At 57.3% G+C, this 14330-nt stretch carries 15 protein-coding genes; 6 read left to right on the top strand and 9 right to left on the bottom strand.

All coding sequences use genetic code 11. The annotated features are described in order from the left end of the window. Positions 1 to 7: 7 nt before the first annotated feature. Positions 8 to 655, bottom strand: a complete 648-nt coding sequence (locus ACQZ6D_RS24425; protein ID WP_448730146.1) for a LysE family translocator — start codon at positions 653 to 655, stop codon at positions 8 to 10. A gap of 151 nt (positions 656 to 806) precedes the next feature. After that, positions 807 to 1661, bottom strand: coding sequence for an SDR family NAD(P)-dependent oxidoreductase (locus tag ACQZ6D_RS24430; RefSeq protein WP_065705190.1), 855 nt, complete (start codon positions 1659 to 1661; stop codon positions 807 to 809). A gap of 339 nt (positions 1662 to 2000) precedes the next feature. On the opposite strand from ACQZ6D_RS24430, the gene ACQZ6D_RS24435 reads away from it, so the two are divergent. Continuing rightward, positions 2001 to 3224 carry an argininosuccinate synthase gene (locus ACQZ6D_RS24435; RefSeq protein WP_003516677.1) on the top strand — a complete coding sequence of 408 codons (1224 nt, stop codon included), beginning with the start codon at positions 2001 to 2003 and terminating at the stop codon, positions 3222 to 3224. 55 nt (positions 3225 to 3279) lie between these two features. Here the strand turns inward: ACQZ6D_RS24435 and ACQZ6D_RS24440 are convergent, their stop codons facing one another. The 3 genes from ACQZ6D_RS24440 to ACQZ6D_RS24450 all read right to left on the bottom strand — a co-directional run bounded on the left by ACQZ6D_RS24440 (position 3280) and on the right by ACQZ6D_RS24450 (position 5493). After that, positions 3280 to 4458, bottom strand: a complete 1179-nt coding sequence (locus ACQZ6D_RS24440) for a multidrug effflux MFS transporter (protein WP_083211697.1) — start codon at positions 4456 to 4458, stop codon at positions 3280 to 3282. A gap of 20 nt (positions 4459 to 4478) precedes the next feature. Beyond that, a complete protein-coding gene (locus ACQZ6D_RS24445) occupies positions 4479 to 4934 on the bottom strand; it encodes a MarR family winged helix-turn-helix transcriptional regulator (protein ID WP_003516681.1) in 456 nt (151 codons plus the stop codon). A gap of 133 nt (positions 4935 to 5067) precedes the next feature. After that, complete coding sequence (locus ACQZ6D_RS24450) at positions 5068 to 5493, bottom strand: hypothetical protein (RefSeq protein ID WP_065705195.1); 426 nt, start codon at positions 5491 to 5493, stop codon at positions 5068 to 5070. 176 nt (positions 5494 to 5669) lie between these two features. Here ACQZ6D_RS24450 and ACQZ6D_RS24455 point away from each other — a divergent pair, with 176 nt between their 5' ends. The 4 genes from ACQZ6D_RS24455 to ppa all read left to right on the top strand — a co-directional run bounded on the left by ACQZ6D_RS24455 (position 5670) and on the right by ppa (position 11124). Beyond that, a complete protein-coding gene (locus tag ACQZ6D_RS24455) occupies positions 5670 to 7730 on the top strand; it encodes a M3 family metallopeptidase (protein ID WP_174047482.1) in 2061 nt (686 codons plus the stop codon). A gap of 149 nt (positions 7731 to 7879) precedes the next feature. Beyond that, complete coding sequence (typA, locus tag ACQZ6D_RS24460) at positions 7880 to 9700, top strand: translational GTPase TypA (protein WP_003516684.1); 1821 nt, start codon at positions 7880 to 7882, stop codon at positions 9698 to 9700. A 214-nt stretch (positions 9701 to 9914) separates the two neighbouring features. After that, the gene (locus tag ACQZ6D_RS24465; RefSeq protein ID WP_003516685.1) at positions 9915 to 10421 is read left to right on the top strand and encodes a GNAT family N-acetyltransferase; all 507 of its coding nucleotides are present in this window, start codon (positions 9915 to 9917) and stop codon (positions 10419 to 10421) included. Between the two features lie 169 nt (positions 10422 to 10590). After that, entirely contained in the window at positions 10591 to 11124 is a 534-nt protein-coding gene (gene ppa / locus ACQZ6D_RS24470; protein ID WP_003516686.1) for an inorganic diphosphatase, read from the top strand. Between the two features lie 15 nt (positions 11125 to 11139). Here the strand turns inward: ppa and ACQZ6D_RS24475 are convergent, their stop codons facing one another. Both ACQZ6D_RS24475 and ACQZ6D_RS24480 read right to left on the bottom strand, forming a co-directional pair. Next, positions 11140 to 11451 carry a DUF167 domain-containing protein gene (locus ACQZ6D_RS24475; RefSeq protein ID WP_019566041.1) on the bottom strand — a complete coding sequence of 104 codons (312 nt, stop codon included), beginning with the start codon at positions 11449 to 11451 and terminating at the stop codon, positions 11140 to 11142. Beyond that, positions 11448 to 11738, bottom strand: a complete 291-nt coding sequence (locus tag ACQZ6D_RS24480) for a YggT family protein (RefSeq protein ID WP_003516688.1) — start codon at positions 11736 to 11738, stop codon at positions 11448 to 11450. The genes ACQZ6D_RS24475 and ACQZ6D_RS24480 overlap by 4 nt, the downstream gene beginning before the upstream one ends. 137 nt (positions 11739 to 11875) lie before the next feature. Here ACQZ6D_RS24480 and ACQZ6D_RS24485 point away from each other — a divergent pair, with 137 nt between their 5' ends. Then, positions 11876 to 13108 (top strand): MFS transporter, encoded by a 1233-nt coding sequence (locus ACQZ6D_RS24485; protein WP_003516689.1) that lies wholly within the window; start codon positions 11876 to 11878, stop codon positions 13106 to 13108. 12 nt (positions 13109 to 13120) lie between these two features. On the opposite strand, the gene ACQZ6D_RS24490 is transcribed toward ACQZ6D_RS24485, so the two are convergent. Continuing rightward, positions 13121 to 13852, bottom strand: a complete 732-nt coding sequence (locus ACQZ6D_RS24490; RefSeq protein ID WP_003516697.1) for a glutamine amidotransferase — start codon at positions 13850 to 13852, stop codon at positions 13121 to 13123. Next, positions 13842 to 14330, bottom strand: coding sequence for a tellurite resistance TerB family protein (locus ACQZ6D_RS24495; protein ID WP_448730147.1), 489 nt, complete (start codon positions 14328 to 14330; stop codon positions 13842 to 13844). Before ACQZ6D_RS24495 ends, ACQZ6D_RS24490 begins: the two co-directional genes overlap by 11 nt.

Below are 14330 nucleotides of genomic sequence, written 5' to 3' on the forward strand. Positions count from 1 at the left end.
TTGTGCGTCATCGCGTCTGGGTGAGGAAAATCTTGACGGCGAAAAGCGAAAATACACCGGCGATCGTATAATCCAGCCCGCGCAGAACCTTCTTGTTGCGCTGGAGCCAGGCCGACAGCACATCGGCGGCAACGACGATGCCGATGCCGATCGGCAGCGCCACGATGATTGACCAGAGCCCAAGGAAAATAAGCTTGCCGGTGACATGCGGATCGGATGCGCTGACGAATTGCGGCAGGAAGGTCATGAAAAAGATGATGACCTTTGGATTGAGCAGATTGACCCAAATACCGTTCAGCAAGGCGGATTTAAGTGAGAATTGCTGTTTTTCGCCCGTGGTCTTGACCATCACGAAATCCGAGCCCTTGCGGATCGCCTGAATGGCGAGCCAGACAAGATAGGCGGCCCCGCCGGTCTTCAGGATGAGGAAGGCTGTCGGCGATGCGACGATGAGGGCCGCGACGCCGAAGGCAACCAGCATTGTATGCACGGTAATGCCGAGATTGGTGCCCACAAGGGTCATGAAACCCGCTGCCCGGCCCTCGCGTATTGACCGGCTGATCCATAGCGTCATGTCAGGCCCGGGCGTGACCGCCAGAAGCAGGATGGCGACGGTGAAGGCGGCAAGTGTTGGCAGGCTCGGAACGAAATCCATCGCGGCACCCGTAAAGCTGGAGACTGCCGTTGCTTAACGCGAATTCGCGTTTCTGCCAATGTTTTTGCGCGCCGGGACATTGGTACGAAAACCGGGGATGATCAAAAGTGGATAGCCGCCGCAACTTTCAAAGTGCGGCGGCGTCGGGCGATCAGTTTTTGAGGAAGCTGGTGAAGGCGGCGGAATATTCGGTGTGCCAGCGCGACAGTGGCGGACGATTTTGGACGATGTCTTGAGCTGCCCACAGAATGCGTTTCTCGTCCGTCGGGCGATCCACTTCGCCATCCGGGCAGAGAATGTAGAAATCGCCCCTGGCGATGCTCTCGATCATGAAATCAACGGTTTGCTCGCCGGTCCAGGCTCCTGCTGGTTTTTCCGTCCTGCCATTTGCCGTGAGGCCGGTAAAGACGAAACCGGGGATCAGGAGATGGGCGGAAACCGCGCTGTTCGGAATATTGCGCAGCTCGTGCTGTAGCGCTTCCGTGAAGGCTTTGACGCCGGCCTTCGAGACATTATAGGCCGGATCGCCCGGCGGGGTGGTGATGCCCTGTTTCGAACCGGTATTGATGATGAGCGCGGCCTCGCCATGGGCGACCATGCCCTGCCCAAACACCCGGCTGCCGTTCACGACACCCATCAGGTTGACGTTGATAACTTTTTCCCAGTTGGCCTGAGCGCCGAAGATGGCGCTGCCCGGCTGGATGCCGGCATTGTTCATCAACACATGAACCCGCCCGAAACGCTGGATGACAGCGCGTTCCAGCGCCTCCAGCTCATCGAGTTTCGACACGTCGGTCGGTATTGCAACGATCTGTGCTTCGCCGTCCTTTGCGATGGTCAGAATATCAGCATGCGCTGCGGCAAGCTTGTCACCGTCGAGATCGACGAGGACGACGCTCATGCCGAAACCGGCGAATTTCCGGGCCGCGGCAAGTCCGATACCGGAGGCCGCGCCGGTGATGACGGCGACATTATCTTCCTTGAATGCGGGGTGGATGGTCGTCATAGGTTTTCCTTTCGCGTCGTTTTGTGCTGTTTCCAGCCGTTTGCAACGTTGCCTGAACCCTGAGTGGCTTCATTCACGGTCTTCAAGTTGATCGCGCCGCTTCATGTTAAAGCGCGAAATCGCATAATGCATGTGACAATTCGTTCGTTCCAGTCATGACGCGCTGTTGCGGGGATCTGACCTTTCGCAAATGCCTATTGCCCTTTCGTCCTATTCGTTGTTTTGTCGGGCATCTTTTCCGAAAATCGCTTCACAGTTTTCGGGTTGCACTGTAAAAGTGCCGAAATCCCAAGGAAATGGCGGTACCCCGATGCCGTCATCATGCAGATGGACATCATAATGGCACTCCCGAAAGACGTTAAGAAAGTCGTTCTCGCCTATTCCGGCGGCCTCGACACCTCGATCATCCTGAAGTGGCTTCAGACGGAACTCGGCGCTGAGGTCGTGACCTTTACCGCCGATCTCGGCCAGGGCGAAGAGCTTGAGCCGGCGCGCAAGAAGGCCGAGTTGCTGGGCATCAAGGAAATCTTCGTCGAGGACGTCCGCGAAGAGTTCGTGCGTGATTTCGTTTTTCCGATGTTCCGTGCCAACGCCGTTTATGAAGGTGTCTATCTGCTCGGTACCTCCATCGCCCGCCCGCTGATTTCCAAGCACCTGATCGAGATCGCCAAGAAGACCGGTGCCGATGCCATTGCGCATGGCGCCACCGGCAAGGGCAACGACCAGGTCCGTTTCGAGCTTTCGGCCTATGCGCTGAACCCGGATATCAAGATCATCGCCCCATGGCGCGACTGGACTTTCAAGAGCCGGACCGACCTTCTGGAATTTGCCGAAAAGAACCAGATTCCCGTGGCCAAGGACAAGAAGGGCGAAGCGCCGTTCTCCGTCGACGCCAACCTGCTGCACTCCTCGTCCGAGGGCAAGGTTCTGGAAGACCCGGCTAAGGAAGCCCCGGAATATGTGCACATGCGCACCATTTCCCCGGAAGCAGCGCCTGACAAGGCAACCGTTATCAAGGTCGGTTTCCGCAAGGGTGATGCCTGCTCCATCAACGGTGTGGAAATGTCGCCTGCCACGCTTCTGGCGACGCTCAACAATTATGGTCGCGAAAACGGCATCGGCCGTCTCGATCTGGTCGAGAACCGCTTCGTCGGCATGAAGTCGCGCGGCGTCTACGAAACGCCCGGCGGCACCATCCTGCTGGCTGCGCATCGCGCGATCGAATCCATCACGCTCGACCGGGGTGCCGCGCATCTGAAGGACGATCTGATGCCGCGTTACGCCGAACTCATCTATTACGGCTTCTGGTTCTCGCCCGAGCGCGAGATGCTGCAGGCCCTGATCGACAAGAGCCAGGAGCATGTGGAAGGTGAAGTGACGCTGAAGCTCTACAAGGGCAATGTCATGGTGACCGGCCGCGAGAGCGCGAAGTCGCTCTATTCCGACGCGCTGGTGACGTTCGAGGACGACCACGGTGCTTATGACCAGAAGGACGCAGCTGGCTTCATCAAGCTCAATGCCCTGCGCCTGCGCACCCTTGCGAAGCGTAATCTCGGCAAGTAATTCTGCTTAAGTATGAATTGGAAAAACCCGCAGGTGGCAACGCCTGCGGGTTTTTTCATGTCTCTCTTCTGGAAACGGCGCGAAAGCCGATGTAGCTGGCAACGGCCACGAATTCCATAACCGGAATGATGATGCCGAAGCTGGTCAGCGGGGAACCTATGAGCGAGGCCATTGCCCCACCCGCAAAGCCAGATCCCATCTGGATGAAACCCATCATGGCCGATGCCGAGCCGGCGATATGCGGGAAGGGGGCGAGGGCCGCCGTGACCATCGAAGGCGTCAACAGCGCGATCCCGACGGTCGCCACTGCGACGGGGCCCATGATGGAGAGGAAGGATGGCGGCACGAGGAAAACCAACAGCATGATGAGAAGACCGCCCGTGCCGGAAAAACAAAGGCCAAGCACGACGGAACGCCGGTCGCCCAGTCTCGGCGCGATGTAACGCAACGCAATCGACCCGAAGAAATAGGCGCCTGTTTGCATCAGCATGCCGACACCGAAGGCCGTGGGGGACATGCCGACTTCGTTGATAAGGATGAAGGTCAGCATGGTGGCTTGCGCATAAAGTGCGCCGATGGAGCCGCCGAGCACGAGGGCGGCCAGAAGAAAACGCGGCTGCTTCAGCAATGTGCCATAGGCCGACAGAAGGTGTCGGGGTCGGATCCTGGTTTTGTCAGGCACCGTCGTTTCACGCAGAAAAAGCACCACCGAAAGGATGGCGATAGCTCCGAGACCGGCCATGAGGAAAAACACCGATTGCCAGCCAAAAGCCGCAAGTGACAGACCACCGATCGTCGGCCCCATCGCAGGGCCGATCGCCAGCATGATGCCGATGAGGTTCATGATGCTGGAGGCTTCCGGGCCGGTGAACTGATCGCGCACCACGGCGCGCGCAACAGTCATGCCGACGGAAGCGCCGATGCCCTGAACGAGGCGCGCGAACAGCAGCACTTCGATGGTTGGGGCCAAGAGGGCGAGCACACCACCGCCCAAAAAGATCGACAGGAAGACGAGGCTCGCCTTGCGCCGCCCGAAGGCGTCGGATGCCGGCCCGGCAAGCAATTGGGCAAAGGCAAAACCGGCAAAATAGAGCGACAGGCTGAGTTTTATGGCGGAGTCGGTGGTTGCGAAAACCCGTGTCAGTTCCGGCATGGCCGGCGTGTAAATCGACATGGAAATGGGCGCCAGCGCTGTCAGCAATGCTCCGAGCAAAGCCGTGCGTTTTCTGGACATGATCGTTTTCGACATTGCGATCAGCCGTTCTGGCCCTGCTGTTCCGGTTGCAGATTGTTGCGAAGCGTCTGCAGGAAGCTACGGAAAAGCGCGACTTCCTCTTCGTTCAGTCCCTGTGTGGCCTGAAGAACGAGCTGGTCGATTTCATGACCGACAGCTTCCAGCATGTCCGCGGAGGTTTTCGTCAGGACGATACGTTTGGAACGCCTGTCCTGCGGGTCCTGCTGGCGTTCTATCAGATTGAGTGACTGCAACTTGTCGAGATAGGCGCAGATCGTCATGGGTTCGATGCCGAGACGGGCGGCGATGTCAGCCTGTTTGCTGCCATCGATAACCGCAACTGTCAGCAATGCTCTTGCTTCGCCGGGGGTAAGGCCCAGTCCGGCTTCCGAGATACGGCGCTCAAATGCACTGTTCAGCAGGCGTGCGCCGCTGTTCAGCAAAAATGCCAATGAATCTTTTTCGCGTGTGCCCATGCTTCGCCTTTTGGTAAGTCAGCCTTACTAAGTTTCGGACGATAAGCAATGGCGCATAAATCATATTATCGAAAATTGCGTAAAGTATTCGTCAGTTTGATTGCGGGACGTCCAACAACATTGCCTGTCATCGTCACGTCGAAGCAAAAAAAGACAATACGTCCTGCATTTTTTCCACTTCATCCGTCGTGCCAATGGAACGGGCAATCTCGATCCGGTCAGAAAAATACGTCACAAAGTCGAAATCCGTGTCGTCGGTCACGTCGGCAATGTCAATCACCTCGCCATTGGCATTCAGCGTTTGTGCCGGAAGTTCGGACGAAAGCTCAAGCCAGGTATCGTGGCTGATTTTTCCGGTATCGTAATATGCCTGCGCGATTTCCCGCAATTGCCGGGGGCTGACACTGGTGAAATCGATGCGGTCTATCGTTTCTTCAAAGCCGGTGGCCGTGTCGGATGGGGATGCCTTGCCGAAATCGGGGCTTCCCACGGGTCTGCTGTTTTTGGGATTGTCCCTGAAAAGGAAACTATTGGCAGACCTTAAAGAATAAATCTCCATAATACATATCTCCATCATGGGATATTATTGCGAGAAATCAAAACATGCCGTCGCCATGCCGGTCAATACTTGGCGGTGTTGACGATCATGTCTTCCACACCAAATTCCGGCATATTGAATTGGCGGTGGAGGCATGCCCATATGGGCGTAAACCGGAATTGTACAAGGAAGATGAAATGCCATCCACGACCGCGCCCTATCCCGCACTCGTTATCTGGAACGGTCAGAACGGTCTGCCGAAATTCGATGCGGTCAAGGATGAGGATTTTGCTCCGGCCTTTGAAGCCGCCCTTTTGTCCCATGAACAGGAAATCGATGCGATTGCCGGCAATCCGCAGGCGCCGACCTTCGAAAACACCGTGACCGCGCTTGAAATCGCCGGCGACGAACTCTCGCGCATTTCGGCGCTGTTCTGGAACAAGGCGGGTGCCCACACCAACAGTGTCATTCAGGCACTGGAGCGGGAAATCGCGCCGAAAATGTCACGGCACTATTCCAAGATCGGCATGAACGAGTCGCTGTTCAGACGCATCGACACTCTATGGGAAACGCGCGATGCGCTTTCCCTGACCGGCGAGGAAAAACGCGTTCTCGAACGGCACTGGAAGGGTTTCGTGCGCTCCGGCGCAAAGTTGCAGAAAGACCGTCAGGAGCGTCTGGCTGCCATCAATGAAGAGCTTGCCGGTCTCGGCGCCAAATTCGGGCAGAATGTTCTGGCGGATGAAAAGAGCTGGAAACTTCTGCTTTCTACCGACGACGAGCTTTCCGGCATTCCCGGTTTTCTGCGTGATGCCATGGCAGGCGCCGCGCGCGAACATGGCGAAGACGGCAAATTTGCCGTTACCCTTTCCCGCTCCATCATCGAGCCATTCCTGACCTTCTCCGAACGCCGCGACTTGCGCGAGCAAGCCTTCAAGGCCTGGGTGGCTCGCGGCGAAAATGGTGGCGATACCGACAACCGCGCGACCGTCCGCCGTACGCTGGAACTGCGTGAGGAAAAGGCACAGCTTCTCGGCTACAAGAATTTTGCTGCCTACAAGCTGGACGACACGATGGCTAAAACGCCGGATGCCGTGAACGGTCTTCTGGGCCAGGTCTGGGAAAAGGCCGTGCTGCGCGCAGGTGAGGAGGAGGCTGAACTTGCCGCCATCATCGCCGCGGAGGGCAAGAACCACGAGGTGATGCCCTGGGACTGGCGCCATTACGCCGAAAAGCTGCGGGCACAGAAATTCAGCTTCTCCGAGACTGAATTGAAGCCGTATCTGCAATTGGAAAAGATCATCGATGCGTGTTTCGATGTGGCCAACCGGCTCTTTGCAATTCGTGCCGTCGAGATCAAGGGTGTCTCCGCCTATCATCCCGATGTGCGGGTTTTTGAAATCCGCGACGACAAGGGCGACCTGAAGGCCATGTTCCTCGGCGATTATTTCGCCCGCCCGTCCAAGCGTTCCGGCGCGTGGATGAGTTCGTTCCAGTCGCAGCACAAGCTGCCTTTGAAGAACGGCACTGTCGGTGAAATACCGATCATCTACAATGTCTGCAATTTTGCAAAACCGGCAGAGGGAAAGCCTGCGCTGCTTTCGCTCGATGATGCGCGCACGCTGTTTCACGAATTCGGCCACGCCCTGCACGGCATGTTATCTGATGTCACCTATCCTTCCGTTTCCGGAACGGGTGTGTCGCGCGATTTCGTCGAGTTGCCGTCGCAGCTTTACGAACACTGGCTGACCGTGCCGGAAATTCTGGAGAAATATGCCCTGCATTATGAAACCGGGGCACCGATGCCAAAGGCGCTGCTGGACAAGGTTCTGGCAGCACAGACCTTCAATGCCGGTTTCAGCACGGTGGAATTCACTTCTTCGGCCATCGTCGATATGGCGTTCCATACCCGTGACAGCGTCGGCGATCCCATGGTCGTACAAGGTGAGGTGCTTTCCGCCCTGAACATGCCGAAGTCCATCGTCATGCGGCATGCGACGCCACATTTCCAGCATGTGTTTTCCGGTGATGGTTATTCGGCCGGTTATTACTCCTACATGTGGTCGGAGGTGCTGGACGCCGACGCGTTTTCTGCCTTCGAGGAAACCGGCAACGCCTTCGATGGTGAAATGGCGCGCAAGCTGAAAGAGAATATCTATTCAGTCGGTGGCTCGATCGATCCGGAGGAGGCCTATCTCGCTTTTCGCGGCAAGATGCCAAGTCCCGATGCCATGCTTTTGAAGCGCGGCCTCGTATAAAAGACTGTCATATTCTTGAGCTAGAACCTGAGCGCAGGGGGCATATGACAATGCCCCCCTTTCGCATTTGCAAAAAAAAGGTTATGAGCGCGCCAAACTAAATTGGCGCATCTCACGACGGTAGCGCCCAACCTCAGAGATTTTGAACAATGGCAATTCGCAACATCGCGATTATCGCGCACGTTGACCATGGAAAAACGACGCTCGTTGACGAGCTTCTGAAGCAGTCCGGCTCGTTCCGCGACAACCAGCGCGTTGCGGAACGCGTGATGGATAGCAACGATCTCGAAAAGGAACGCGGCATCACCATTCTTGCCAAGGCGACTTCGGTGGAGTGGAAGGGTGTTCGCATCAACATCGTCGACACCCCCGGCCACGCCGATTTCGGCGGCGAAGTTGAGCGTATCCTGTCGATGGTGGATGGCGCGATCGTTCTGGTCGATAGTTCCGAAGGCCCGATGCCGCAGACGAAGTTCGTCGTCAGCAAGGCGCTGAAGGTTGGTCTTCGCCCGATCGTCGCGATCAACAAGATCGACCGTCCGGATGGCCGCCATGAAGAGGTCATCAACGAAGTTTTCGACCTTTTCGCAAACCTCGATGCTACCGACGAGCAGCTCGACTTCCCGATCCTTTACGGTTCCGGCCGTGACGGCTGGATGAACGTCAACCCAGAAGGTCCGAAGGATCAGGGTCTTGCACCGTTGCTCGATCTGGTTCTCGAGCATGTTCCGGAGCCTACGGTTGAAGAAGGTCCGTTCCGTCTGATCGGTACGATCCTCGAAGCCAACCCCTTCCTCGGCCGTATCATCACCGGCCGTATTGCTTCCGGTTCGATCAAGCCAAACCAGGCCGTGAAGGTACTTGGCCAGGACGGCAAGACGATCGAAACCGGTCGTATTTCCAAGATCCTCGCATTCCGCGGCATTGAGCGCACATCCATCGATGAGGCCCATGCGGGTGACATCGTCGCCATCGCTGGTCTTTCCAAGGGCACTGTTGCCGATACCTTCTGTGACCCTTCCGTCACCGAGGCGATGACCGCGCAGCCGATCGATCCGCCGACCGTTACCATGTCCTTCATCGTCAACGACAGCCCGCTTGCCGGCACCGAAGGTGACAAGGTCACGAGCCGCGTCATCCGCGACCGTCTGTTCAAGGAAGCCGAAGGCAACGTCGCGCTGAAGATTGAAGAGGCTGAAGGCAAGGATTCGTTCTTCGTTTCCGGGCGTGGCGAATTGCAGCTGGCAGTTCTCATCGAAACCATGCGTCGCGAAGGCTTTGAGCTTGCAGTTTCGCGTCCGCGCGTTGTCATGCACAAGGATGAGAACGGCGCTATGATGGAGCCGATCGAAGAAGTCGTGATCGACGTCGATGAAGAGCATTCCGGCGTCGTCGTTCAGAAGATGTCCGAGCGCAAGGCTGAAATGGCTGAGCTCCGTCCGTCCGGCGGTAATCGCGTTCGTCTGAAGTTCTACGCTCCGACCCGCGGCCTGATCGGCTACCAGTCGGAACTTTTGACTGACACGCGCGGCACGGCGATCATGAACCGTCTGTTCCACGACTATCAGCCGTACAAGGGTGCGATTGCTGGTCGCGTTAACGGCGTTCTTTTGTCGAACGGTTCGGGCGAAGCTGTCGCCTACGCCATGTTCAACCTGGAAGATCGTGGCCCGATGATCATCGAGCCGGGTGAGAAGGTTTATGCCGGCATGATTATCGGCATTCACTCTCGTGATAACGATCTCGAAGTGAACGTGCTGAAGGGCAAGCAGCTGACCAACATCCGCGCCGCCGGCAAGGATGAAGCCGTAAAGCTGACGCCGCCGATCCGCATGACGCTCGACCGCGCGCTTTCCTGGATTCAGGACGACGAGTTGATGGAAGTGACGCCGAAGTCCATCCGTCTGCGCAAGATGTTCCTCGACGCCAACGATCGCAAGCGCTTCGAAAAGGCGAAGCTCGCAGTTTGATTGCGGCTTCCCGTCAAGAATTGAAAAAACCCGGCCGCGAGCCGGGTTTTTTTATGCGCATGTTTTATTTGTGCATGAGTCGAAAGACCCTTGTGTCAAAGGTTAAGGATGCGTTAATTTTTCTCGGTCGTCCACATGAATAGGCTGTGGGTAAGCTTGCTGTCGTTAACCTTTATGGCTGGCAAGTTTTCATGGTCGGGGCCAGAATCGCGTTATGAAAACGTTATCCATAGATGTTCGCCGAGCCGAACCGCAAGATGCGCGCGCAATAGCCGAAGCGCACCGTCTGTCATGGCAACAGGCCTATGCCGGGCTGATCCCGCACCGACCGCTGACGCAGATGCTGGAGCGCCGCGGCGAAATCTGGTGGAAGAAGGCGACCCGGGGTTCCGCAACCATGCTGGTGGTTGAAGTGAAGGGCGTGGTTGCCGGATATGCCACGCTGGGCTTAAGCCGTGCGCGTGGGCTGCCGCATGACGGCGAGATCTACGAGCTTTATCTGCGGCCGGAATATCAGGGCATCGGGCTTGGCTCGCTGCTGTTCACGGAAGCTCGCCGGCTGCTGACCTCGCTCGGCTGCAACGGTGTTGTGGTCTGGTGCCTCGAAGATAGCGAGGTCGCCAATCGGTTTTTCCGTTCCCATGGCGGCCGGGACATCGCCGAGGGCATGGAAGATTTCGGCGGCAGGTCGCTGCGCAAGATCGGTTTCGTCTGGAACTAAGTACGCAGCCGGGTGATTTCACGCCGGTTTCATTTTTTCCGGTCGGCCATTCACAATCCCGATGCCCTCAAATTCGGCATTCTGCCTTATCCGCCTAAAGCCATGTTGCAATACGGCGACTTTCCCAGTATCGAAAACCAAATCCAACCCCGTCGAATGAGGGAAGCGAATGCGTATCGATGCAATTTCCATTGGCAAGAATCCGCCGGAAGACGTGAATGTTATTGTCGAGGTGCCGGTTGGCGGCCAGCCGATCAAGTACGAGATGGACAAGGACGCCGGTGCGCTGATCGTCGATCGCTTCCTCTACACGCCGATGACCTATCCGGGTAACTATGGCTTCGTGCCGCACACGCTTTCCGACGATGGCGACCCGATCGACGTTCTTATCTGCAATACCCGCCCGCTGGTTCCCGGCTGCGTGATCAATGTGCGCCCCATCGGCGTCATGATCATGGAAGACGACGGCGGCAAGGACGAGAAGATCCTCGCCGTTCCGGTTCCGAAGCTGACGCGCCGTTACGACAAGGTCCACAACTACACCGACCTGCCGGAAATCACGCTGAAGCAAATCGAGCACTTCTTCGAGCACTACAAGGATCTGGAGCCCGGCAAGTGGGTGAAGATGGGCGGTTGGCAGGATGTCGACGTTGCCAAGAAGCTGATCGTCGAAGCCATCGAGCGCTACAAGACGCAGGGCTGATTTCAGCCCGTTGCCTTAGACTTCCAGCTTTCTAAAAAGCTTTTCGAAATCCTCCGGGTCGGTATCGATCCGGAGGATTTTTTTACGCGCTGTTTCACCTGAAATGAAGGTGATGGACGATTTGGGCAGGCCGAATTTTTTCGCCAGCAAAATGACCAGGGCCTTGTTCGCCTTGCCGCCTTCAGGCACTGCGCTGACGCGGGCCTTTAGATGGGCATTTCCGGCAGCATCCTGCTCCACGCCGTCAATGGCATCGCGTCCCCCGTTCGGGGTGAGGCGAACGGACAGGCGTATGTGATCGCCGTGTCTTTGCCAGAGGTCGCTCAAGCGACCATGGGATAGAGCGTATTCCACATGAAGGAGCGAATGAAGAAGATGATCAGCAGCAGGATGATCGGCGAAATATCGATGCCGCCGAGATTAGGCAGAATGCTACGGATTGGGCGCAGAACCGGCTCGGTGACGTTGACCAGAAAGCTGCCGATGGCATTCACGAACTGGTTGCGGGAGTTGATGACGTTGAAGGCGTAAAGCCAGGAAAAAATGGCGCTGGCGATCAGCACCCACGTATAGAGGTTCAAAGCCAGATCGATGGTCTGAAACAGGGCAAGCATCAATATCTCCGTATCTTGATTGCAAGACATTTAGACATTCGCTCGTGAACCGGCAAGTGTTGCGCCTATAGGGCTGGCGATTCTTGTCGTATCGCTCTATTGCAGACTTCTCATATTGTCTCGAGAGCACCCAGCCGATGTCCCTGCCTTCTGCCGAAAACCGCTTCGGTGCATTCCGGCATAGTTCCTATCGCCGTTTTTTCAGCGCCCGGTTTTTTTCGGCCTTCGCAATCCAGATCGTCAGCGTTTCCGTGGGCTGGCAGATGTATGAGGTCACCGGCAATGCCTTTTATCTCGGCTTGATCGGTCTTTTCCAGTTTCTGCCATCGCTGCTTTTGATCCTCGTCACTGGAACGGTGGCGGACAGGCACAATCGCCGGCGCATTATGGCCGTATGCCTTCTGATCGCGGCCGGTTGCGCGGCGGCTCTGCTTGGCCTGACGCTGGCACACAGCTTTTCTCCCTGGCCGGTCTTTGCCATTCTCGTCGTGTTCGGCATAGAGCGGGCTTTCATGGGGCCGGCGGTGCAATCGCTGGCTCCCAATCTTGTGCCTGTCGAGGATTTGCCGAACGCCATCGCCTGGAACTCCTCTTCATGGCAGATGGCGTCCATTCTTGGCCCTGTCGCCGGTGGCCTGCTTTATGGTCTCGGCGCTTCCGTGGCCTATAGCGTGGCGCTCGTGCTGTTCATCGTGTCCGCTATGCTGGCGGTGACGATCCGCAAACCGGAGCAACGGGGCCCGGCAAAAGCGATCAGCCTCGAGACCATGCTGGCCGGGTTCAAATTCATCTCGCAGGAAAAAGTGGTTCTCGGCGCCATCTCGCTCGATCTTTTTGCCGTGTTGCTCGGCGGCGCTGTCGCCCTGATGCCGATTTTCGCCAAGGAAGTGCTGACACTCGGGCCTTGGGGGCTTGGGCTTCTGCGCGCGGCACCCGGTATCGGCGCCATAACCGTCGCGGTCATTCTGGCGTTCAGGCCCATCCGCCACCATGCCGGCCTGCTGATGTTCGTCGGTGTCGGGTTTTTCGGCATTTCCACCGTGGTATTCGGACTTTCTCAAACCGCATGGGTGTCGATTGCCGCTTTGGTGGTCATGGGCGCATCGGACATGGTGTCGGTTTATGTGCGGGAAACGTTGATTGCGCTCTGGACGCCGGATGAGGTGCGCGGGCGCGTGAATGCGGTGAACATGGTGTTTGTCGGGGCGTCCAACGAGCTAGGTGAGTTCCGCGCCGGCACCATGGCCCATGTAGTCGGGGCCGTGCCAGCAGTCGTCATCGGCGGGGCGGGCACGCTTGCGGTTGCGGTCATCTGGGCACTCGGCTTTTCGAAGCTGCGCAGGATCGATAATCTCGACGCACCACGCTGACGCTGACGCGCATCAGCGCTGCGGTTTGCCTTCGAAAACCAGATCAAGGAAATTGCCAAGCCAGGACCGGAGCGGTGTGTCGAACAACATGCGCCCCTCCAGATGCTGGCTGCCGACCTGCGCATTGGGCATGCCGAAGCGCTGTGCGCCACGCACCACCCAGCTGTGCATCATAGCGCGGGTCAGTTCTGCGTGAAACTGAAGGCCCCAGGCGTTTTTTCCGTATCGGTAAGCCTGGTTGGGATAGGTTTCGCCCGATGCCAGAAGCTCCGCTCCCCGCGGCAAATCGAACCCTTCGCGGTGGAAATGATAGACCATCTTCGGCCAATGCGGCATCAGCAATCGCCCGTGTTCGGTCGCATGAAGCGGATACCAGCCGATTTCCACCTTGCCTTCACGGTCGGCCTCTACCTTACCACCCAGATGTTTGGACAGCATTTGTGCGCCGAGGCAGATACCGAGAAAGGGTTTGTTTTCCTTCAGCGGCACTTTCAGCCAGTCAATTTCGGCTTTGATATAGTCATGCGGGTCGTTGGCGCTCATCGGGCCGCCGAAGATAATGGCGCCCGCATGTTTCTCCAGCGTTTGCGGCAGATCGTCTCCAAGCGCGGGGCGCCTTATATCCAGCCGATAACCTTTTTCCACCAGCATCTGGCCGACGCGGCCGGGCGTGGAACGTTCCTGATGCAGGATGACGAGCAGCGAAGGTTGTTTTCTCTGTTGCCTGGAGGGGTCAAACAGCATCGTCTTCGTTTTCGCTTTCTTCAGCGGGTCCTGACCTGGTGGCGGCCTGCTGACGTTGCAGAACCCTGTCGCGCACGGAAACACCGAGTAGATCGGCCACGCGCCAGATCACATGATCTTCCATCTCGCTTCGTTCGCCGTCAGCGTAAACAATATCCCAGAGGATGCCAACAAGCTCCACGCGCTGCTCATCATCGAGATGGCGGCGGATATCGGTGGTGAAGCGATAATAGTCTACCGCTTCCTTGCCTGCCTCCTGGCCGGCGGCAAGAAGCGCGTCCAGCTTGCCGGCATCGAGATGATAATAGTCGTGGAGGATCTCACGAAGGCGATCACGCTCGCTTTTGGAGACCGTGCCGTCCGCTTCCATCACCTGAAAACAGAGGGCGGCCACCGCGACCCTCAGATCATCGGGGCTGAATTCATCCGCATGCTGGCCAACGAGGTTTTGTATAAACGACTGGATCTGGTTGAACAT

The organism is Agrobacterium sp. 22-3639C2, from assembly GCF_053522105.1.